30 protein-coding genes and 1 pseudogene are annotated in these 21,435 nt (G+C 39.3%); 27 read left to right on the top strand and 4 right to left on the bottom strand.

Annotation, left to right across the window (positions count from 1 at the left end; translation table 11 throughout):
- Positions 1–99 precede the first annotated feature (99 nt).
- A complete protein-coding gene (locus IYQ92_RS03305) occupies positions 100–1,995 on the top strand; it encodes a M13 family metallopeptidase (protein WP_195675324.1) in 1,896 nt (631 codons plus the stop codon).
- Between the two features lie 55 nt (positions 1,996–2,050).
- On the opposite strand, the gene IYQ92_RS03300 is transcribed toward IYQ92_RS03305, so the two are convergent.
- Complete coding sequence (locus IYQ92_RS03300; protein ID WP_195675323.1) at positions 2,051–3,004, bottom strand: S66 family peptidase; 954 nt, start codon at positions 3,002–3,004, stop codon at positions 2,051–2,053.
- 153 nt (positions 3,005–3,157) lie between these two features.
- On the opposite strand from IYQ92_RS03300, the pseudogene IYQ92_RS03295 reads away from it, so the two are divergent.
- A pseudogene (locus IYQ92_RS03295) lies at positions 3,158–4,457 on the top strand (MATE family efflux transporter).
- Between the two features lie 185 nt (positions 4,458–4,642).
- Here the strand turns inward: IYQ92_RS03295 and IYQ92_RS03290 are convergent.
- The 3 genes from IYQ92_RS03290 to IYQ92_RS03280 all read right to left on the bottom strand — a co-directional run bounded on the left by IYQ92_RS03290 (position 4,643) and on the right by IYQ92_RS03280 (position 7,208).
- Positions 4,643–5,710 carry a site-specific integrase gene (locus IYQ92_RS03290; protein WP_195675322.1) on the bottom strand — a complete coding sequence of 356 codons (1,068 nt, stop codon included), beginning with the start codon at positions 5,708–5,710 and terminating at the stop codon, positions 4,643–4,645.
- A 131-nt stretch (positions 5,711–5,841) separates the two neighbouring features.
- Positions 5,842–6,447 (bottom strand): DUF3862 domain-containing protein, encoded by a 606-nt coding sequence (locus tag IYQ92_RS03285; RefSeq protein WP_195675321.1) that lies wholly within the window; start codon positions 6,445–6,447, stop codon positions 5,842–5,844.
- Between the two features lie 53 nt (positions 6,448–6,500).
- Complete coding sequence (locus IYQ92_RS03280; RefSeq protein ID WP_195675320.1) at positions 6,501–7,208, bottom strand: XRE family transcriptional regulator; 708 nt, start codon at positions 7,206–7,208, stop codon at positions 6,501–6,503.
- Positions 7,209–7,412: 204 nt separating this feature from the next.
- Here IYQ92_RS03280 and IYQ92_RS03275 point away from each other — a divergent pair, with 204 nt between their 5' ends.
- The 25 genes from IYQ92_RS03275 to IYQ92_RS03155 all read left to right on the top strand — a co-directional run bounded on the left by IYQ92_RS03275 (position 7,413) and on the right by IYQ92_RS03155 (position 21,433).
- Positions 7,413–7,625, top strand: a complete 213-nt coding sequence (locus IYQ92_RS03275) for a helix-turn-helix transcriptional regulator (RefSeq protein ID WP_229311281.1) — start codon at positions 7,413–7,415, stop codon at positions 7,623–7,625.
- Between the two features lie 516 nt (positions 7,626–8,141).
- On the top strand, positions 8,142–8,426 hold the full coding sequence (locus tag IYQ92_RS03270) for a DNA-binding protein (RefSeq protein WP_195675319.1): 285 nt from the start codon (positions 8,142–8,144) through the stop codon (positions 8,424–8,426).
- Between the two features lie 2 nt (positions 8,427–8,428).
- Positions 8,429–8,611 carry a hypothetical protein gene (locus IYQ92_RS03265; protein WP_195675318.1) on the top strand — a complete coding sequence of 61 codons (183 nt, stop codon included), beginning with the start codon at positions 8,429–8,431 and terminating at the stop codon, positions 8,609–8,611.
- 683 nt (positions 8,612–9,294) lie between these two features.
- Positions 9,295–9,993, top strand: coding sequence for an ERF family protein (locus tag IYQ92_RS03260; protein WP_195675317.1), 699 nt, complete (start codon positions 9,295–9,297; stop codon positions 9,991–9,993).
- A 9-nt stretch (positions 9,994–10,002) separates the two neighbouring features.
- Entirely contained in the window at positions 10,003–11,061 is a 1,059-nt protein-coding gene (locus tag IYQ92_RS03255; RefSeq protein ID WP_195675316.1) for a DUF1351 domain-containing protein, read from the top strand.
- A complete protein-coding gene (locus IYQ92_RS03250) occupies positions 11,051–11,590 on the top strand; it encodes a MazG-like family protein (protein WP_195675315.1) in 540 nt (179 codons plus the stop codon). The genes IYQ92_RS03255 and IYQ92_RS03250 overlap by 11 nt, the downstream gene beginning before the upstream one ends.
- Entirely contained in the window at positions 11,587–11,763 is a 177-nt protein-coding gene (locus IYQ92_RS03245) for a hypothetical protein (RefSeq protein WP_195675314.1), read from the top strand. Before IYQ92_RS03250 ends, IYQ92_RS03245 begins: the two co-directional genes overlap by 4 nt.
- Complete coding sequence (ssb, locus tag IYQ92_RS03240) at positions 11,753–12,280, top strand: single-stranded DNA-binding protein (protein ID WP_195675313.1); 528 nt, start codon at positions 11,753–11,755, stop codon at positions 12,278–12,280. Before IYQ92_RS03245 ends, ssb begins: the two co-directional genes overlap by 11 nt.
- Before the next feature lie 69 nt (positions 12,281–12,349).
- On the top strand, positions 12,350–12,634 hold the full coding sequence (locus tag IYQ92_RS03235; protein WP_195675312.1) for a hypothetical protein: 285 nt from the start codon (positions 12,350–12,352) through the stop codon (positions 12,632–12,634).
- A 13-nt stretch (positions 12,635–12,647) separates the two neighbouring features.
- Positions 12,648–13,436 carry a DNA methyltransferase gene (locus IYQ92_RS03230; protein WP_195675385.1) on the top strand — a complete coding sequence of 263 codons (789 nt, stop codon included), beginning with the start codon at positions 12,648–12,650 and terminating at the stop codon, positions 13,434–13,436.
- Positions 13,423–13,626, top strand: a complete 204-nt coding sequence (locus IYQ92_RS03225; protein ID WP_195675311.1) for a hypothetical protein — start codon at positions 13,423–13,425, stop codon at positions 13,624–13,626. The genes IYQ92_RS03230 and IYQ92_RS03225 overlap by 14 nt, the downstream gene beginning before the upstream one ends.
- Complete coding sequence (locus tag IYQ92_RS03220; protein WP_229311280.1) at positions 13,623–14,363, top strand: ORF6C domain-containing protein; 741 nt, start codon at positions 13,623–13,625, stop codon at positions 14,361–14,363. Before IYQ92_RS03225 ends, IYQ92_RS03220 begins: the two co-directional genes overlap by 4 nt.
- A 20-nt stretch (positions 14,364–14,383) precedes the next feature.
- Positions 14,384–15,151, top strand: coding sequence for a DNA-methyltransferase (locus IYQ92_RS03215; RefSeq protein ID WP_195675383.1), 768 nt, complete (start codon positions 14,384–14,386; stop codon positions 15,149–15,151).
- A gap of 50 nt (positions 15,152–15,201) precedes the next feature.
- Positions 15,202–15,594, top strand: coding sequence for a hypothetical protein (locus IYQ92_RS03210; RefSeq protein ID WP_195675310.1), 393 nt, complete (start codon positions 15,202–15,204; stop codon positions 15,592–15,594).
- 155 nt (positions 15,595–15,749) lie between these two features.
- Positions 15,750–15,926 carry a hypothetical protein gene (locus tag IYQ92_RS03205; RefSeq protein ID WP_195675309.1) on the top strand — a complete coding sequence of 59 codons (177 nt, stop codon included), beginning with the start codon at positions 15,750–15,752 and terminating at the stop codon, positions 15,924–15,926.
- A 1-nt stretch (position 15,927) separates the two neighbouring features.
- Positions 15,928–16,302, top strand: a complete 375-nt coding sequence (locus tag IYQ92_RS03200) for a DUF1372 family protein (protein WP_195675308.1) — start codon at positions 15,928–15,930, stop codon at positions 16,300–16,302.
- A 48-nt stretch (positions 16,303–16,350) separates the two neighbouring features.
- Positions 16,351–16,545, top strand: coding sequence for a hypothetical protein (locus IYQ92_RS03195; RefSeq protein ID WP_195675307.1), 195 nt, complete (start codon positions 16,351–16,353; stop codon positions 16,543–16,545).
- Entirely contained in the window at positions 16,514–16,744 is a 231-nt protein-coding gene (locus IYQ92_RS03190; protein ID WP_195675306.1) for a hypothetical protein, read from the top strand. Before IYQ92_RS03195 ends, IYQ92_RS03190 begins: the two co-directional genes overlap by 32 nt.
- Entirely contained in the window at positions 16,741–17,151 is a 411-nt protein-coding gene (locus IYQ92_RS03185; RefSeq protein ID WP_195675305.1) for a hypothetical protein, read from the top strand. Before IYQ92_RS03190 ends, IYQ92_RS03185 begins: the two co-directional genes overlap by 4 nt.
- Positions 17,144–17,338 carry a hypothetical protein gene (locus IYQ92_RS03180; RefSeq protein WP_195675304.1) on the top strand — a complete coding sequence of 65 codons (195 nt, stop codon included), beginning with the start codon at positions 17,144–17,146 and terminating at the stop codon, positions 17,336–17,338. The genes IYQ92_RS03185 and IYQ92_RS03180 overlap by 8 nt, the downstream gene beginning before the upstream one ends.
- Complete coding sequence (locus IYQ92_RS03175) at positions 17,335–17,715, top strand: hypothetical protein (protein ID WP_195675303.1); 381 nt, start codon at positions 17,335–17,337, stop codon at positions 17,713–17,715. Before IYQ92_RS03180 ends, IYQ92_RS03175 begins: the two co-directional genes overlap by 4 nt.
- 84 nt (positions 17,716–17,799) lie before the next feature.
- Positions 17,800–18,291 carry a terminase small subunit gene (locus IYQ92_RS03170; RefSeq protein ID WP_195675302.1) on the top strand — a complete coding sequence of 164 codons (492 nt, stop codon included), beginning with the start codon at positions 17,800–17,802 and terminating at the stop codon, positions 18,289–18,291.
- Positions 18,281–19,606, top strand: a complete 1,326-nt coding sequence (locus tag IYQ92_RS03165) for a PBSX family phage terminase large subunit (RefSeq protein ID WP_195675301.1) — start codon at positions 18,281–18,283, stop codon at positions 19,604–19,606. The genes IYQ92_RS03170 and IYQ92_RS03165 overlap by 11 nt, the downstream gene beginning before the upstream one ends.
- Before the next feature lie 11 nt (positions 19,607–19,617).
- The gene (locus IYQ92_RS03160; RefSeq protein ID WP_195675300.1) at positions 19,618–21,198 is read left to right on the top strand and encodes a phage portal protein; all 1,581 of its coding nucleotides are present in this window, start codon (positions 19,618–19,620) and stop codon (positions 21,196–21,198) included.
- Positions 21,185–21,433, top strand: a complete 249-nt coding sequence (locus IYQ92_RS03155) for a hypothetical protein (RefSeq protein ID WP_195675299.1) — start codon at positions 21,185–21,187, stop codon at positions 21,431–21,433. The genes IYQ92_RS03160 and IYQ92_RS03155 overlap by 14 nt, the downstream gene beginning before the upstream one ends.
- Positions 21,434–21,435: the final 2 nt, after the last annotated feature.

The raw sequence follows: 21,435 nt of genomic DNA, 5'->3' as shown, positions 1-21,435 counted from the left end.
GAGTAAATCACTTTATAGTAACATTTATCTTATCTTCTCTCAGCAATTATAACACTTTTTTGATACAATGTAAGAGATTACAAATTGAAGGAGATTTTCATGACACGATATCAAGATGATTTTTACGAAGCTGTCAATGGCGAATGGGCTAAAACAGCGGTTATCCCTGCTGACAAACCCCGTACAGGTGGATTTTCAGACCTAGCAGATGAGATTGAAGAGTTAATGTTGACGACGACAGACCAATGGTTGGAAGGAAAAGATGTACCAGATGACCCAATCTTGGCAAATTTTGTCAAATTGCACCGCATGACTGCCGACTATGATAAGCGTGAAGAAGTTGGTGTGGCACCAGTTCTTCCTTTGATTGAAGAATACAAGGCGTTAGGATCATTTACCGAATTTGCTAATAAAATTGCCGACTATGAGATGGCAGGCAAACCAAATCTCTTCCCGTTTGGTGTGGCACCAGACTTCATGAATGCCCAGCTTAATGTCCTTTGGGCAGAAGCACCAAGCATCATCTTGCCAGACACAACCTACTATGAAGAGGGCAATGAAAAAGGGCAAGAATTACTTGCTACATGGCGTAAATCAGAAGAAGAGCTTCTTGCAAAATTCGGCTTCTTAGCAGAAGAAATCAAAGACTACTTGGATAAAATCCTTGAACTGGATGCCAAATTGGCTAAGTACGTTTTGTCCCGTGAAGAATCTTCAGAGTATGTTAAACTCTACCACCCGTACAAGTGGGAAGATTTCACAAAATTAGCACCAGAATTGCCATTGGATGCTATCTTCAAACAAATCTTAGGACAAGTGCCAGACCAAGTTATCGTTCCTGAAGAACGTTTCTGGACGGATTTTGCGGCAGACTATTATTCTGAAAAGAACTGGGAGCTTATCAAGGCAGACCTTATCGTCTCAGCTGTGACTAGCTTCAATAGTTATCTGACAGATGAGATCCGTGTCTTGTCTGGTGCATACGGCCGTGCTCTTTCTGGAACACCTCAAGCCATGGACAAACGTAAAGCTGCCTACTATTTGGCGCAAGGTGCTTACAGCCAAGCCCTCGGACTTTGGTATGCGGGTGAAAAATTCTCACCAGAAGCTAAGGCTGATGTGGAGGCCAAAGTGGCGACTATGATTGATGTCTATAAATCACGTTTAGAAACTGCTGATTGGTTAGCGCCAGCCACACGTGAAAAAGCCATCACAAAACTAAACGTCATCACACCACACATCGGTTATCCAGAGAAATTGCCAGAAACTTATGCTAAGAAAGTCATCGATGAAAACCTTAGTTTGGTGGAAAATGCGCAAAACTTGGCAAAAATCTCAATCGCTCATTCTTGGAGCAAGTGGAACCAGCCAGTTGACCGTAGCGAGTGGCATATGCCAGCTAACATGGTCAATGCTTACTACGACCCTCAACAAAACCAAATCGTTTTCCCAGCAGCAATCTTGCAATCGCCATTCTATTCATTGGAGCAAAGCTCATCAGCTAACTACGGTGGTATTGGTGCGGTTATCGCCCACGAAATTTCTCACGCCTTTGATACCAACGGCGCGTCATTTGACGAACATGGAAGCCTCAATGACTGGTGGACAGAAGAAGATTATGCAGCCTTCAAAGAACGTACAGATAAGGTGGTTGACCAGTTTGACGGTCTGGACTCTTACGGTGCCAAAGTCAATGGTAAATTGACCGTGTCTGAAAACGTAGCTGACCTCGGTGGTGTAGCCTGCGCACTTGAAGCAGCAGAGCGTGAAGCAGATTTCTCAGCCCGCGATTACTTCATCAACTTTGCAACTATCTGGCGTATGAAGGCGCGCGACGAATTCATGCAAATGATGGTCAGCGTCGATGTCCATGCTCCAGGCAAATGGCGTACCAATGTTACTATCACAAACTTTGAAGAATTTCATAAAGAATTTGATGTCAAAGAAGGTGACGGCATGTGGCGTGCCCCAGAAGACCGTGTGATTATTTGGTAAATTATTTAAATAAAAACAACCTGTCGCTTCATAAATCGGTGGCAGGTTGTTTGTTTTACTCTTCAATTTTAAATGTCATAGTCTCAGTATCCACAGTCATCTCGGCACCAATAGTTACGGTAAAGAGTGGCTGTGTGTGGGCAAAATCCATGTCATAAACAACAGGAATCGTTTTGAGAATGGGGTGTTTGGACAAGATGTAGTCAAATAGCTCAGGCGTCATACCACATTCTTTTGGAAAACGCCCGATGAGAATAGCTTGTGGGTTTGGATAGGCTTGAAGGATGGCTGCAAAATGTCTATCAAATTCATAAAAATCATCTTCCTCAGCCTCCTCAACTAATAAAATGTAATTTTTAGGTCGGGGGGCGTAAGGCGTGCCACGAAGCAATCCAAAAGTTGAGAGATTTCCTCCGATGATGGTTCCTTTGGCTTGACCGTGATTGTAAACTTTCCATTCGGTTGGAAAGAAGTGACGGGGCTGACTTGGGTCATACCAAGGGTCGCTGGACCATTTCTCACTTGGGACAAGGTTGTACTCGGTTTCAGTCATGGCAGTCAACCAAGACTTGGTTTGATAAGCCTGTCCCTCTTTCATTTTAAAGCTGGAGTATGACGGTCCCATGTAGGTCTGAATGCCCGCTTTAGCAAAGATGGCGTTGAGAAAGGCAGTCGAATCGGAATAACCACAGATAATCTTTGGATGCGTAGCCATTAAATCATAGTTTAAGTAAGGTAAAAGTTCATTTGAGTTAAAACCACCGATAGTTGCCAAAACGGCGTCCACAGAATCATCAGCGAAAGCCTCATGCAAATCTGCAACACGACTCTCAATAGAAGCGGAGTAAAGCAGGTCATTCTCCAAGTAATGTTTAGAAAATGACACCTGAAAACCGAGTTCCTCCAAAGCTTCCTTGGCTGTTAAATTTTCCTCAAAACCACCCAAGCGCTCGATAGATGAAGAAGGACTCAAGACGCGGATATGGTCACCAACTTGTAATTTTTTCATCAGCAAACCTCCTAAATGTTTAAAGTTACCCTATTTTATCACAGGACCAGTCTAGTCACAAGATTTTATCTGGAAAATACGAAACCTCCCCTACAAAAACCACTTTTCAAATGCTATACTAAACCTAAGATTTTCTAACGATTAGGAGCAAGCATGAAAACGACTACTATCGACCTGACCAAGGGTCCTGTCCTCAAGGTCATCACCCTCTTTGCCCTGCCAATTATGGTTTCCAATATCTTCCAGCAGCTCTATAACACGGCTGATACCATGATTGTTGGACATTTTTTAGGGGAAAAAGCTCTCGCTTCTGTTGGAGCAACAGCTGCCATTTTTGAATTAATTGTCGGTTTCGCACTCGGTGTTGGTAACGGCATGAGTATCGTCATCGCGAGACATTATGGTGCTAAAAATGAGACTCAGGTTAAGAAGGCTGTCGCTTCAACAATGGTGATTGGCTTGGGCTTGAGTCTGTTAGTTATGTTGATAGGCTCATTTGGTTTGAAGCCACTCTTGGTGTTGTTAGGGACTCCTAGTAATATTATTGCCCAGTCTTATAGCTATATTTCAAAGATTATGATTTTTGTCATTGTGACCTTTACTTATAATCTGGGAGCTGGTCTGCTTCGCGCAATTGGATATTGTTTTTATTACCCAATTTCATCTGGGGGTGGCGGGAGCTGCCTACGCTACCGTTACGGCACAGCTGGTATCTGCCATCTTTTGTATCACTTACATCTACAAGAAATGCCATATCCTCGTCCCAGAGCGCAAGCATTTTACCAAAGATACTGCCCTTTACCGTGACCTTCTAGGACAGGGGCTTTCTATGGGGCTTATGTCATCCATTGTGTCAATCGGGACGGTCATCCTGCAAACGTCAATCAATAGTCTGGGTGTGACCATGATTGCAGCTCAGACCACGGCGCGTCGGATTCAATCTTTCTTTATCATGCCACTGACTGCCATCGCAGCGGGCATTGCGACCTTCACGTCACAAAATTACGGAGCTGGGAAGCGTCATCGTGTCCATGAAGGTGTGAAAAAGGCCAGTCGGTTATCGATTTCTTGGGGCTTAATTTCTTGTGTGCTTCTCTATTTTGAGGGTCCATTTTTGACTCACCTGATTTCGGGGTCCAATAAGGCAGAGCTTCTATCGGCAAGTGCCACCTATCTCAATTGGAACACGCCATTTTACCCAGTCCTGGGTTGCCTCTTTATTTTAAGAAATAACCTACAAGGACTTGGTCAGAAAATAACGCCTTTGATTTCAAGTATTATCGAACTTATCGGGAAAATACTTTTTGTCATCTTCCTCATTCCGCACACGGGTTATTTCGGGGTCGTTATTTGTGAGCCAGTTATTTGGCTATTCATGACCGCGCAGCTTTATTATTCTTACCGCCATAATCCCATCATCAAGCGAGAAATTGCACTTGAAAAAAGCAACTAAAGTAAGGTTCCTCCTATTTTTGAGAGGACTTTTTATTTGTAAAAATTACACTCCGAAATCTTAGTTTAATTTAATAAAAAAGCCCGATTTCTCGGACTTTTAGTAGGTACTTCAAGGCGGTAGACGGCTAAGACATCCCTTGATATTAAAGGTTTTGATTGCCTTTGTCCAAAATTTGTCCAAAATCAAATGCTGTAGAATATTTCCTTGATGGCCTGGTTATTCTTAGCTTTTAGTTTTTCTAATTGGTGGGCATATGTTTTAAGGGTGATGTTTAAATTTTCATGTCCAAGAAGTTGTGAAATTGAAATGAGGTCAATGCCTTTAAAAATCAAATAGGATGCGTAAGTGTGTCTCAATGAGTGATTGTGGACATCTCTTCCGACTAATTTTTTAAGTTTTCTATTGGTGTATGAGTTCGATGTACCGTAACAAATCCGACCAAGTTTATTTTTCTGGTAATAATTGCAACGGTATTCTTTTAGCAGGTCAATGGTGTTTTGGTCAATTGGGATTTGTCTCACTGATTGAGGATTTTTAGTAGGTGCAAATTTTTGAGTATTTGAATAATCAAAAGATTTATTGATACTAATGATACCTGCATCAAAGTCTATATCGTCCCATGTCAAGCCCATGACCTCTGCAAAACGTAAACCAGTAACAGCAATTAGATATAGAGTGAAATAAGTGACATATTTGATATTTTTACGAGTTTCAGCAATCAAAGAGAGGTATTCCTCTTCTTCTAAAAAGTCATTTTCTTTAGGTCTTTTTGCTTTTTGTGACTTGACAATAGCTCCTTCTGCAAAGTTAGTCATAATCAGTTTTTCACGCACTGCCACTTTTACCGCTCCCTTAATCTGATAATGGAACTTTTCAAGCGTTTCTTGAGCGTATTTTTGACCAAACTCATTAAGTTTCTGCTGGTAATAGATATGGCTAACATCTTTTAGCTTAATGTTGCCAAAGTAATTTTGAATGTGCCTTAGGTTCTTAGTGTACGTCTCCCATGTCTTGTCAATAACGTAAGGTCTTTTGTAAATTTCAGCCCATGATTTTGAAAACTCGTACAAGGTGATATTTTCGTTTTCCATCACGTTGTTTAAGAGTTTGTTTTCTGCTTTGATAGCCGCCGCTTTAGCTAATGTCTTGTTAGCAAATCCGCCCTTTGATTTACTACCATAAGAGCCATCAGGTTTTTTATAGGAAATGCGATATTCCCAGCCATTACTTCTTTTTCTAATTGATGCCATGTTGTTTTTACCTCATTTTTTTGTTAAAATGGGTACAGTAAAACGACCTACTACAAAGCAGGTTATTACTATATCATCTTGTAAAGTCTTACCCTCAAAATTTGGTCGTGGAGAGGGTAGGACTTTTTTATTTATTTCAGATTAGTTTGTGTTTTGCCAGTTAAAACATCATTTGTGAATGTAAGAACGATATTGGCACCAGCACTACCTTTTACACCAGTTACCCAAGTCGCCATTGTTGTACGGCTATCAAGCATAACCGTTTCAGTAATGCTATCTGGTTCTTTAAATTTAGCAACTACATCAGTGTAAGATGTACCATCTGCTAAAGCATTGAACTCAGCTAACCCAATAGTGGCTTTACGACTAAATTCAAAGCCAGTAATTGAGCGTGCAATTGCTTTTTGCTCAATAAATTGTACTGTAATTGTTACCCCTTTTTTAGTCCAAGTAACCATGTCAGTTTGTGTACCAGTTGATGTGTCTGTAGTAGTAGATTGAGGTTGTCCAAGAAGTTTTTTAACATCGTCTATGCTTGAACCACCCTCTCCGTAGTTAGCCATATCGCCAACGGTAATCTTATCAAATTTAGAGCGTAGTTTTTGTTTAGCTGTTTTCTTCTTGGTAGCTGCATAAACAGTGTGGCTGTTAGTATTCAATATTGAATTAGTTTCAGTAATAGCAGAAAAACCTAGAAGAGCAACAGCACCTAATCCAATAATAACTTTCTTATTCATAATTTGTTTTTTTCTAGCCAGCTTTTTATGTGTATCAGACATTGCACATAGTTTTAATTTTCTCTGTATACGCTAACCACTTCACCGATTGTACGGATATCATCATGCTCTGATAAAATAATATCATCATAATCTGGATTGAGTGATTTAAGATAAGGTGTGCCATCGTTTTTTAGCTGCTTTACAAAGTTTTCACCATTAACCTGAAAAACAGCTATATCATTGTAATCAACTTGAGGTGTATTTTTGATAAATAGCAAATCACCATCTTTGATTTTAGGTGCCATTGATTCACCGATAACTTTTGCTACGCTGTCAAAGTTATCTGGCACTTCATCAGTTGGTATTGTGATTTCAGCGTCAACATAATCATCTTGCACAACACCGTTACCTGCTGATACAAAGCCAGTAATGAAGAGCGTTGTTAGTTTTATTGGTTTTCTATTTTGTTTATCTCTAAGAATTGTAGCAAAGTCTATGACTTTCTTTTTGTTGCTTTCGGTCAACTCGTTGTAGATATTTGAAATAGTGTTTGCACCATCTTGTTTTGAATTTTCTGCTGTATATTCACCAAGCAATTCAGATTTCTTAACACCAAATATTTGAGCCATTTGCTCAAGTTTATCCATTAAAGGCTGATTTCTTCCAAGTTCCCATGCTGAGATGGCTGTTGGGGCTACTTGGAGTTTTTTAGCTAGCTCTCTTTGAGTCAATCCCGAATTTTTTCGAAAATCTTTAATATTTCGAGACAATTGCGACATAAAAAGCACCTCCTTCTCTATTGTTCTATAGGTAAATTATACACTTAAAGTGTTTTTTTGTAAAGAAAATATATTTTTTTGCAAAAAAACATTGACACTACACTTCAAGTGTAGTATAATATAATCAAGGTTGAGGTAAGGAGGCAACCTTAGACAAGGAAAACAACTGTCGTTACGCTGACGATTTAGAAAGGAGTGGATGAATTGCAGTTTACCATAAAGATGGCGCGTGCAAAAGTCGGTTATACAAAGATGCAAATGGCGAAAGAGCTTGGTGTATCAAGACCGACTTACGATGATTATGAAAACTATTCAACCATTATGAGAGTTGATATGGCTAAGCATTTTTGTGACATCGTTGGTCTAACGATTGATGATGTTATTTTTTCAAATAAAAACTACACTTCAAGTGTATAAAAGTGAGGAAGGAGCAGATAAGATGAAACCATCACGCGCAAGCGCATTGTGTTTGACGATTAGAAAGGCAGGATAAGTGGTTACAATAAAAAAGCACCTCTGGACGGCAATCCAAATGAGGCGCATAGCAAAAATAACTACCTAAATTATACCACAGAATGGAAGAATTAGACAGTACACAACAACTATTGGTAAGTAATTGGCAACGGAAGCACCACCAATTGAGCGAAGTATTGATTACTAGCTTGGTAGGTCTGACAGTTGCTGACACACTGACCACTTTGGCACAGGTAAGAAAGGGGCAACTTTGAAAAAGCTACTGACTAGATTTCAACAAAATCTTTATCATTGGAATTTTTAGTAGAGATAGTGGTTCTCGGTTTGTCCGTCCATTAACAATAATATAGCATGTTATCATATTTTGCCTCCTTTCTGGCTTTATTATATCAGATTGAGAGCGCAAAAAAGCCACTAAAAAATCAGTGACTTACAAAAACATTACAAGGATATTTTATCATGAATGATTTAATGGTTCAACTACTTGACCAGTTCGAAATGGGGCTGAGAGAAAGAGCCGTGCAGGTCATGGCTACTATCAATGATGAGCGCTATCGCTTTCCTATGGAATTAACTAAAAAACAGTGTTCTCTTATGTTACTTGGAACAACAGATACCACAACCTTTGATATGCGTTTTAACTCCCTTGAGGATTTTCCAAGAATTAAGGGTGGACGTGATAAATTTCCACGAGATGCGGTTATTGAGTGGTATCACAAGAATTGGATGAGGACAGGCGCTTAAGTATGGATGAATTAACTACTGTACAACAACTACTGATCAGCAATTGGCAACGCAAATACTACCAGCTAAGTGACGTTTTAATCACTAGTCTGGTCGGTCTGACGGTTGCTGACACGCTTGCTATTTTAGCGATGGCTAGAAAGCAACGGGCGTTAAACTTTAGATGGGAGGCGAACGCTGAATGACAGAAATGGATATGAATTTTATCTTTCAGGGATAACAACGGTAATTACACAAAGCTTAATAATGCTTATGCTCAAGATAAAACTCTAAGCAATGGTGCTGTTGGTTTATTGACTAGGATGTTGATAAATAAACCAACATTTAGAATTTATCTGAATGTAATGGTTACTCGTACCACGGATGGCGTGGCTAAGGTTAGGAAACAGTACAAAGAGCTAATAGATGCTAGTTACATAAGGGTTATTAAATATAGTGAGGGCAAGGGTGTAGAGACTTATATCTTTGCATCTGATACCAAAATGACGGATTTGTTTTGGTCGCATGTTGAAGAGAAATTTTACAACATTAAAAACCAACAAAAGTTATCCACAGAAAAAGAGTGAGCTGTTCTATCCACAGCATACCATTTTTTCAAAAACCAAAAAATGCAAAACCAAAAAATGCAAAACCAAAAAATGGATTTTACAATTTTGCAAAATGCAAAAAATGCAAAATCGAACACTAATAATAACTAATAATATAACAATAACTAACTAATAAATAATGTGGTGCTGACGCACACCAACTGATAACAATCTTGAGCCTTACGGCACAAACTCATAATAAGGACTAAAGAAAAACAAACTTATCCTTATAGAATAATAAAGAGGGATAACTAAAGTTATCCACAATTTAGGAGGGAGATATGGCAGATTTAACATTTCCAGAGTTGCAACAAAAGATGCAACTAGGGAAACAAAAGAAACAGGGTGTAAGTTATTCATTTAGAAATGTTGAAGATATTACAACCAAATTTAAAGAGCTTGATAGTAGTTGGGTACTGAAATTTGAAGATTGCGACCCCATAGAGTTGCAAGGGCGACTGTTTTATAAATCTGTTGCCATAGCAAGTAATGGTGATGAGGTACATAAAGCGCCCGGATATGCAGAGCTATCAGAAGTGCCAGTTATCCATACAAAGAAAGGCACTACTATTCAGCAGATGCAAGTACCACAATGGACAGGGGCGGTCAGCTCATACGCTAGAAAATACGCAGTACAAGGATTGTTTGCTATCGGTGAGAAAGACGTTGACGAGTACCCAGTGGAAGAAAACCAACAACAGGCTCAAGGCAATCAACAACAGAACCCAAACAATCAGCAACCCCAACAAAACCAAGTAAGGTACGTTGATAACAATCAGTACAATCAAATCTTGAATGGTATTAGGCAACTTGCCCAAGTGACAGGTAAACAGTTTGATGATCTGATCATCACTATTCAAAAGCATTATCAAATTCAAGATTTCCACCAAGTACCAGTTGAGCACTTTGAAACAGTGATGAATTATCTCAAAGCATCTATGACGAAAGCTCAAGGTCAGAATGATTTTAACAATTTATAGGAGTAACACATGGTAAAAGATGTAACCAATAGCGCCTTAACAGAAATCAAGGTAGATTTCACACCAGCTGTCATCAATGTTGATTATGATAGCGTAGAGAAACAACTTGCAGCAATCGTTGCACAGTACACAGATTATGAGGTGACAGCCTCAACTTACAAAGCTGATTACGATGAGCGGACACGTCTCAACAAACTAAAACAAGCTCTTGAGACACGCCGCAAAGAAATCAAATCAAACATCAACAACCCCTATTCAGAGTTTGAAAAGTGGTATAAGAAAACACTTGCCCCACTTGATACGGTCATTGATAACATCACAGCAGGGCTAAATGCCGTTGATGAACATGAGCGATTGATGCGCGTGGATGTTGTCCGTGTGAACTTTGAAGATAAGTGCATGACAGCAGGCATCCTAAAAGAAACCTTTGAAAGTAAGTACGATGAGTACAGCCTCAAAAAATACTTTAAACCAGGTAAATTTGAACTCAAGAAAACAACCCTGGATGAAATGGATGCTTTGGTACTAGCTGAATTTGATGCGCTAGAAGAATTTAAAGCCAGCAAACAAGCTATTGAGGAACAAGCCCAAGAGTACGATTTGCCAGTAGATGGCTATATCAGACACCTTGAAGATGGTAAATCACTTGTTGATGTCCTAAAGCTCATGAAGTCAGATCGTGATGCCATCGCTTTACGCAAAGAGCAACAAGAGGCGATAGCTAAAGCAGAGGCAGAACGCAAAGCAGAGATTGAGCGTATGGCTCAAGAACAAGCTAATGAGAACATCAAGGCTATTGATGCAGAAACAGGCGAGATTATCGAAAATGAGCCATCTGAAAGTGTCGGAGGGGTAAATGTACCACCGACACCGGAAACAAGCCCAGAAGTGCTAAAATTTGAGCCTAGCGAGCCAGTAAGCTATGACTTACGCCTAACTTTCCCACTAGGTAATCAGCAAGCTAAACTTTTCAAAGAATGGCTTGAACAAAATGGGGTCACATTTGAAACCTTGTTACAAGGTAAAACCCTGGATGAATTAACAGGAGGTACACCAAATGTCTTTTAATGAATTGGTTGAAAATGTAAAAGGCTGGTCAACAGCTAAAGAGCTAGATAAAGCTAGCCCTTTGAAACAGATGCAAAAGCTCAATGAAGAATGGGGGGAGTTAAATGCTGGTAAGGCTAAAACAGACCAAGACAAGTTAAATGACAGTATTGGTGATGTCTTGGTTGTCCTAACCATCCTATCCCAACAAATGAAATTTGAAAAGATTGAGCGGTTGATTAACCCAACACTCACTGGGGTTGGTCACTATATCAAAGATGAGGTATCAACTGATTTACTCTTGCTGTATGGATCAAAAGAAATTGGATTGATTGCTAATCGATTGATTGACCTAACTTACAATCCAGGCATTATTAACTCAAGGGCACAAATTCAATTCCATATCCATAACCTAACAGGTGTAATGCACAAGGTAGCTATCAACGAGGATACAACCATTGATGCTTGCTTTGAAATTGCATGGAATGAAATCAAAGACCGTCAAGGGAAAATGGTTGATGGTGTGTTTATCAAGGAGGCTGACCTATGAGAAAGTTCTATGTTAGCGGTAAAATTGCCCAGCTTGACTTAGGGGCAGAAATGGATGCAGAAAATCCATACATGGCTGCTATTTCATTCAAAGAACGCTATGCCCACTTATTAAATTTTGGCTCACATGATTTGCAAGTGTTAGAAGTTGAGGATGTAGTAGATGATAAATAATGTTGTTTTAGTTGGTCGTTTGACTAAAGCCCCAGATTTACAGTACACACCTAGCAATATCGCTACGCTATCAAACTCTTTGGCAGTCAATCGCAACTTTAAAAACCAAAATGGAGAGCGTGAGGCTGACTTTATCAATATTGTTGCATGGCGTAACACAGCGGAGGTTATTGCAAACTATTGTGGCAAAGGATCGCTAATCGGTGTGACTGGTCGCATCCAAACCCGCAACTATGAAAATCAACAAGGGCAGCGCGTGTATGTAACAGAGGTAGTTGCTGAACAGGTAACCTTGCTAGAAAGTCGCAACAGTCAACAAGGTGGACAGCAACAAAACCAAGGTAACTTTGGCAATCAAGGTGGTAATTTCCAAAACGGAAACAACCAAGGCTACCAATCGCCATTTGATAACCAATACCAAACACCAAACTTTGGTAAGGATGCACAACAAGGGTCGTTTTTCCAAGGGCAGACAACAAACCCTATGGATATTAGTGATGATGACTTGCCATTCTAAATATGGTACAACCAGAAAAAGAGTATGCCCTCTATAAAGGCGATTAGTTAAATTAGATGAAGATGACGAATGAACAGAGTAAAAGTTGATTTGCAATGTCCGTTTTGTGGATTTTGTAAGATTTTAAAAACAGCCCCACACAGAAAAGGCATCACATGTCCATCATGTAAACAATCTGTATTTTTGAGTTGGGCAACTGGTGTGGAAGGCTATGTGGATAAGCACGGATTTTATTTCCACGCTTACGAGCCGATGAACATCCGAAAAATCAATCAAGAGTTCAAAGATGTATTTGAGGATGAAAGTGGTTTTACCCCACACTCTTTCACAATCAGAAATAGGTTAAAGGGGTGATCTATTGCGTAAGATGATAGTTTGGGCGCTGTTTGATAGCGGCAATGGTTCATACACTAAAGCTATCAACACGCTCAATAGTTCAGGGGGTGCGAAGATTGAAGTCTATCCCGTAGGGATTGATATAGAAAACAAGAACAATCATTTTATCCCCCTCAATTTAGCTGATTACTCAAGGTTATTCGGGGATAACAGGCTATTTGATACGCTTGACGAGCTACCACATCCAGACCTAATTATAGCAAGTCCACCTTGTGAAAGTTGGTCTAATGCTAGTGCAATAGCAAATGGTAATGCTTGTTGGAAACAGGAAGATTTATCAGATAGCTTGTTTGAACCACAGATACCACCTAGCATGTTTACCATTAGGGCAAATAAAGACTATGAGGATGCCTATAACAACTACCAGTATGATCGGCAATTTATGAAACGTGTCAATGGTGAGCTTTGTGCATTTAACACAATAGAAATCATCAAGCGGTATCAGCCTAAATACTGGATTATTGAAAATCCAGCTACTGGTAGGCTATGGAAGTATATAGAGCAAATCATAGGCTTTCATTTACCATATAAAAACCCAACACGATACAACAATTATGATTACCCATTGCAAAAACCAACTAAATTTGCAAGCAACCTTTTTCTCAATCTCAACAATGAGATTAACCCAGCAGAAGTTGAATGGGGTAATTTTTCTAAATCATACAATGAGCGGTCAAATATCCCACAAAAGCTATTGTTAAATATTTTTCAGACCATACTCAACAAATTTGAAAAGGATACACAAGATGACGACACTTAACATTATTTTATTACTACTAGTTTGTCTTGCCGTTACATGGGCAGGCATCATTACAGTATGTGCTATCAATCAAGTAAAAAAAGCAAAGGCAAAGGTAGCATACTATCAAAGGCGTGATACGCAATACAGGATTGCTCAACATGTTATTGAAAACGGCTGGTTTAAAAATGGCGGAGAGGTGTTTAGATGATGGATTTACAAGTTTTTGCTAATGCGGAGTTTGGAGAAATTAGAACACTTGAAATTGATGGGAAGCCTTACTTTGTTGGCACCGATGTGACAGATGCCCTTGGATATGCAAAAGCACGTAATGCAATTGCTCAACACGTTGATAAAGATGACGCCCTAAAACAGGGCATCACCGATAGTATGGGAAGAGTACAAGAAACACTTATCATCAACGAAAGCGGACTTTATGCGCTTGTCTTTGGTAGCAAGCTCCCACGCGCAAGAGAGTTCAAGCATTGGGTAACCAATGAGGTCCTTCCAGCTATTCGTAAGCATGGGGCATATATCGCACCAGTAAGCAACGCATTGACAACCGAAGATGCCTTTATTCAATTATTCCAGACCCAAAAAGAACTCAAGCAAGAGCAGGCTGAAATGAAGAACGACCTCATTTATTTAAAGGAGGAGCAACCAGTAAATCCTAATATCAATCATGACCTGACCAAGGAGCGCAACAAGACGGTTATCCGTTGTATGGGTGGTTATGAGTCGCCAGCTTACAACACTTCTAAGCTACGTCAGAAAGTCTTTCGTCAAGCTATGAGAGAGTTTAAAGAGTTGTTTAAAGTCCCACGGTATGACTTACTCAAGAAGAAAGACATTGATCGGGCATATAGCTACTGGAGACAATGGCAGCCACCAACTAATCTCAGAATCGAGATTGAAAATCAGAATAATCAGACTACTTTGGAAATTTGATTGTAGGAACATGGATTAGTATGAAGTTAGATAGAAAAATAAAATGTGAGCTTTATAATGACCATTTTGAAAATGCTAAACGTTACAACATCCCTAGAGCACAGCTTATCATTGCTGATATTCCTTACAACCTAGGCAATAATGCTTATGCGAGTGATCCACGTTGGTATAAAGATGGTGACAACAGCAATGGTGAGAGTAAACTTGCGGGTAAATCATTCTTTGATACGGATAATGATTTTAAAATCAATAATTTCTTTGACTTTTGCAGTCGCCTACTCAAGAAAGAACCTAAAGAAAAAGGTAAGGCGCCAGCTATGATTGTCTTTCACGCCTGGCAACAGCGTGAGATGGTCATTGAATGTGGCAAAAAGCATGGTTTCAATAATGCTTACCCACTGTATTTCACAAAAAAATCTAGCCCTCAAGTGCTGAAAGCCAATATGAAGATTGTTGGAGCAGTAGAAGAGGCAACAGTGTTATACCGTGACAAGCTACCTAAATTTAACAATGGTGGGGCTATGATACTCAATCATGCCCCCTGGGAAAAGGATAGCTCTTATCCAACCATTCATCCCACACAAAAGCCTATACCAGTCCTAAAGCGATTGATTGAAATATTTACCGATGAGGGTGATGTTGTTATTGACCCAGTAGCAGGTAGTGGCTCAACATTAAGGGCTGCTATTGAGATGAATAGGGATGCCTATGGCTTTGAAATCAAAAAAGATTTTTATAAGAAATCGCAGGAGCAGATGCTTTCAACGTTTCAAACCAGTTTATTTTAAAAACAACGACTATCAAACAACGATATATGATTTTTTGGAGGAAAAACAACATGACAAAAGGAACTAAAAATACAGTATCAGCTGAAACTATCGTAGAGAACTTGAAAGAGTTTACCATGGAGCTACACCAAGCAGCCAAATCTGAAATGGTTAAAGGTTTGATTGAGGGTGATGCAGATACCTTTGAATTAGCAAATTTTGCTCATAACATTTCACATAGCTTGGTTGACCTATTGAAAGGCAAAACATCCGATGAGGCGCTTGAAAATATCTTTAGTGATGAAGATGAAAGCGAAGATGAGGATGCAACATTTGTAGGCAACATTGCTGTCAATGTCAAATCTGGAGACATCGAGGGTATCGAGGACATCAAAGATCCAAAATTAAAAGCGCAGCTCTCTTTGATTATGCAGAAACTTGCAGATGAATTGGGAGGTAAGTAGCATGTGCTGGGTCGTCCAAATACCAATTAAGTCTAGGGATGGAGTAATTAAGCATGTGCGCCATGAGTTTAAGACAAAAAGAGAGGCTGAACGCTTTAAAAGTAGCTTGCAAGCCTATTCTGAAATCTATAAGGTTACAAAGTTGAGGTACTAGTATGACTGGTTTTTATAAATTTATGGTTGTCAGCGCGTGTATCTTACTTGCTTTATTGATTTTCTTTGCTGGCAGTAAGACATTTAAGGAAAGCACACTAGATAAAGTAATTTGGCTTATCGTTGATGCTTATGCTATCGGTTTGCTTTACATAGCTATCAAGATTATAGGAGGTTGAGATGAACAATAGAGGGCTTATCTTATCAATAGTTGCTCTTTCGCTTGCAGTATCAATGTTAAATTTAGGTATGATGATTTCAAAGCATTATTACAAACCACAGATAACATCATTGCAAATGCAGGTAGCCACACTAAAAAAAAGAAAGCCTATCATCATTTACCAAGTTGATAATGCAGGCAGTGAATTAGTCGGCAAAGTGACTGACAAGAGTATCATTGAGGGGCATTATACAGTGACAATTGGCGCTTATGGTAAGTTTCTTGTTACGAAAGAACAGTATGAGAGTATCAATGTTGGCGATGATGCCCCAGATTATTTGAAACAGCGTGGCATTGATAGCAATAAAACACCGTTAGAATTGGAGAGTGAGTAGATGAAGTGGTTTAGAAATTTCATCAATAAACTTTATTATCGTAAATTGATGAAGAAACATAAAGGAATACTTGTTAATGGTATTGGAGTTATAAGAATTTTTGACCAAACAATCATTTTTCATTGTAACTCATTTGAAAGAAACATCAATTTCAGAGGTAGCAATACTATTAGAATGGATGCAACAGAATTACATTTAGAGGTAAATAATCATGAACAAGCGACAAAAGAAAAAACGCCTTGAGCGTGAGAAAAAGGAAATGTTAAAAGGTATTGATTTTATAGAAAAGAGCCTTACACTCGCAACTGAAATGATGCGTAAAGAATTTCATGACATGCCACCTGGAATTGAAAAGATGGGACATGATTTCTTTATAGGTGGTATCGAGTACACCGTAAAGATGATGAGTGAGGCTAAAAGTCAAATTAGGGGTATCAAATGAGGTTTGAGTTTTCTTTACCCAGAAACACCAGGCAAAAAGCTCTAAACATGGTTATCAATAGCAATGATAGGTTTCATCCACAAATCAAAGCTAAGATGACTAAGCGTGTAAGGAAATTTGCCTATTGGCACACAATGGCAACCAAGGACAAAGAGAGGGCAGCTTTTAGCCCCTCAAATCCTTGTGAGGTAACTGTAACGGTGTTTAGCCCTACGAGGTCACGACTTGATCCACCTAACCTTTATCCAACTGTTAAAGCTCTAATTGATGGTATGACAGATGCTGGTATTTGGACAGATGACAATCACAAGGTAATCAAGATGATGTCATTTGTCTATGGTGGATTGAGCAATGAAAAAGGGCATTATAGGTTAGTATTTGATATTGAGGAGGTAAAAAATGATTAAAGTAACCGCTACGTGTGATGATTTTAAGGCAGAGGCACGTTATAATGATGACACACAGCTTGAAACCATCAAAACAAAAATTTTATCTCAAATGAATAATGGACATACGGTTATTTTAGGAGAGGATAGAGGAATATTACTAAATCCCAAAGTAATCAAAGTGGTACAATTCGAGATTGATAAATGACTAAGAAGAAAATAGAGCGCCTATCAGTTATCCACCGTAGAGAAATCACCTGGCTCAAGTGGTATTTTTTGAGGGATAAGAAAAATCCTAAAAAGACTGTACTAGAGCAGATGATACATGATAGTTTCTTGACCAATAACACAGAAGAAGCAGCGTTTTATGTAAACCTCAAAACAGTTACAGCAGAATTTGTTAGCAAGTCTGATAGGAAGATGCTTAAAACCATTAAAGAGGTCTATGTTTACGAGAATATCAATGTTATTGGTGCGTGTCAAAAAATCCTTTATCTAAGTCCAAGTCCAGCCTATACCCACCTAAACAAGTGGTTTGATAAATATTTCTATGCCACATACAAGCACATACCGTTGCAAAAATAATGGTAAAACATCCCCTTTTCTAACATATACAATGAAATCATGAGTAGTTTCTACTTGTGATTTTTTGTTTGGAGGGAGGTAACCATGAATGAACGACAAAGGCGCTTTGCGGACGAGTACATAAAGACTGGCAACGCAACCCAAGCCGCTATTGCAGCAGGTTATACAGAGAAATACGCCAACACAAACGCATCTAAATTACTACAAAATACTACAATCAAAATCTACATTGATGAGCAGATGGCAGAGCTGCATAAAAAGAACATCATGGATGCCGAAGAGGCACTATCTATTCTGTCTGACATTGCAAGAGGCAAGAGAGATGAAGAGGTGCTATTGATGAATCCGTTGTCTGGCGTTGTAGAAAGGCACACAAAGAAAGCTGATAATGCCACCGTTATCAAGGCGGTTACTGAAATCCTCAAACGTTACCCAACGGCAAAACAGTCAGAAAAACTTGAATTAGAACTGGCTAAACTCAAGGAACAATTGAATGTTGATAACGATGGAGATGGTGAAATTATTATTGTAGATGACCAAGCAGATGAGTTGGAGGGATTGATAGATGACCTCTAAAAAACCTAGATTTATCAAAAGGGATAATATAAACCCTCACTTTTATTCTGTTTGGGCATCGCCAAAACCTTACAACGTCCTAAAGGGTGGGCGAAACTCTTTTAAATCGTCTGTAATCGTCCTAAAGCTGGTCTACATGATGCTTAGATACATCAGAGCCAAAGAGACAGCTAACGTGGTTATCATTCGTAAGGTAGCAAATACAATCCGTGATAGTGTGTTTAACAAAGTGTGGTGGGCTATTGGGATGTTTGGAGCTACTAGGAAATTTGACAAGACTGTAAGCCCGTTTAAGATAACTCATAAAAAGACGGGTTCAACCTTTTACTTTTACGGTCAAGATGATTTCCAAAAACTGAAATCAAATGACATTGGCAATATCATAGCGGTTTGGTACGAAGAGGCGGCAGAGTTTAGCAATCAAGAAGATTTTGACCAATCAAACGTGACCTTTATGCGCCAGAAACATCCACGCGCCAAATTTGTACAATTTTTTTGGTCTTACAACCCACCACGCAATCCTTACAGTTGGATCAATGAGTGGTTTGAAAGTATTAAAACTAATCAAAACTATCTAGCGCATTCCAGCACTTATCTTGATGATGAGTTAGGGTTTGTAACAGAGCAGATGCTAGAAGATATTGAGCGTATTAAAGAAAACGACTATGACTATTATAGGTATCTTTATCTAGGTGAGGCGGTAGGGCTTGGTAACAATGTATATAACATGACTACATTCCATCCAATCGATACTTTGCCATCTGATGACAAGCTGATAGGTATATCATTCGCACTTGATGGAGGTCATCAGCAATCAGCAACAGCCGTGTGCGCTTTTGGTATTACAGCTAAAGGTAAGGTTATCTTGCTTGATACGTGGTATTACAGTCCAGCAGGTCAAGTGGTTAAAAAAGCACCTAGCCAGTTATCACAGGACATTTACTACTTTACTACGAAGATTGTCGGACAGTATAAAGTACCTGTTTTACAGTACACGATAGATAGCGCAGAGGGGGCGTTAAGAAACCAAATGTATCTTGACTTTGCTATCAAATGGCATCCAGTAGCCAAACTCAAAAAGGTTACTATGATTGATAGTTTTCAATCATTACTTGCAGAAGGTAGGTTCTACTATCTCAATGCAGAGAATAACAAGATATTCATCGAAGAACACAAAATGTACAGGTGGGATGAAAAGACCATCAAATCAGATAACCCAAACGTCATCAAAGAAGACGACCATACATGCGACGTTGCCCAGTATTTTATTTTGGATAATGCTAAGATATTAGGTTTGCGCGTGGGTAATTCGTAAGGAGGGCAGATATGAGCCTAATACAAAAAGTAAAAGACTTTTTCAACCGCGGGAGGTATAACATGACGACATCAAATTTAAGTAGCATCCTAGACCATCCAAAGGTAGCTGTTACGCAAGCAGAATTTAGCCGTATTCAACACAATCTAAGTTATTATCAATCTAAATTTGATGATATAACTTACATCAATACAGATGGAGACATTAAGACACGCAAGCTACATCATCTACCTATTGCACGCACAGCAGCCAAGAAGATTGCCAGCTTGGTCTATAATGAGCAAGCAGAGATTTCAGCAGATGATGACAAGCTGAATAACTTTCTAAATGACATGCTAACCAATGATCGCTTTAATAAGAACTTTGAGCGATACTTAGAGAGTGCTTTAGCTTTGGGTGGTCTTGCTATGCGTCCATATGTTGATGGTGATAAAATCCGTGTGGCATTTATCCAAGCACCCGTTTTCTTGCCGTTACAGAGCAACACGCAGGATGTATCAAGTGCTGCTATCTTGACCAAAACCATCAAATCAGAGGGTAAAACAAACATGTATTATACCTTGGTTGAGTTTCATGAGTGGGTAACCAAGGATGGTAACGAGTATGGCAGTACAAAGGACAAGAGCTTATACCGTATCACCAATGAACTGTACAAATCAAATACAGATAGTGCACTAGGTCAGCGCGTGAACTTACAAGAACTCTATCCAGACCTTGAGCCAGTAACAGTGCTGAAAGACCTATCGCGCCCATTATTCACCTACCTAAAGACACCAGGCATGAACAACAAGGACATCAATAGTCCGCTTGGTCTATCCATCTTTGATAATGCAAAAACAACCATTGATTTCATCAACCGTACATATGATGAATTTATGTGGGAGATTAAGATGGGGCAAAGGCGTGTATTAGTTCCAGAACAAATGACGAAGCTCAAAATACAAGATGAACAAGGTAACATCACCTTTAAACGCCGCTTTGAGGTTGAGCAAAATGTTTATATGCAAGTAGGGGCTGGCAATATGGATAGTGGTAATATTGTTGACCTTACAACGCCTATCAGGTCATCTGACTATATTTCAGCTATTTCAGAGGGATTGAAGTTGTTTGAGATGCAGATAGGGGTATCAAGTGGCATGTTTACCTTTGATGGTCAAGGCGTTAAGACAGCAACAGAGATTGTCAGCGAGAACAGTGATACATATCAAATGCGCAATAGTATTGTAGCTTTGGTTGAGCAATCCATCAAAGAGCTTTGTATTTCAATGTGTGAACTTGGTAAGGCTGTTGGGTTATACACAGGAAGCATCCCAGAATTAGATGATATTTCTGTCAATCTTGATGATGGTGTCTTTACTGATCGCCATGCAGAGCTTGATTATTGGATGAAAATGGTATCAGCTGGTTTTGCCACACAAAAACGAGGCATTGCCAAAACTCTTAATATCACAGAAGAAGAGGCAGCTGCTGAACTTGCTGACATCAATGGCGAGTTACCGCCAGAAAGCGATGCGGAACTTGCTCTATACAGTAGAATGCAGAAAAGCACAGTAGGAAACAGTAAGGAGACAGTAGACAATGGCGAAGTATAAGAAAAAACCAGTTGTAATTGAGGCTATTAGATTTGTTGGCTCAAATTATGAAGAAATCAAGGGATTTATTGGGCAAAATACTCTATGCTCTGATTTAAGTATTGTGATACCAACACTTGAGGGGGATATGGTAGCCCAAAAAGGTGATTATATCATTAAAGGAGTGCATGGCGAGTTTTACCCATGCAAGCCAGATATTTTCCATGAAACTTATGAGGTAGTTAGCGAGGGTTAGTT

It is taken from the genome of Streptococcus sp. HF-1907 (assembly GCF_015594605.1).
Lineage (GTDB): Bacteria > Bacillota > Bacilli > Lactobacillales > Streptococcaceae > Streptococcus.
Note: the sequence above shows the minus strand (reverse complement) of the source record. Positions and strands in the feature narration are given on the sequence as shown.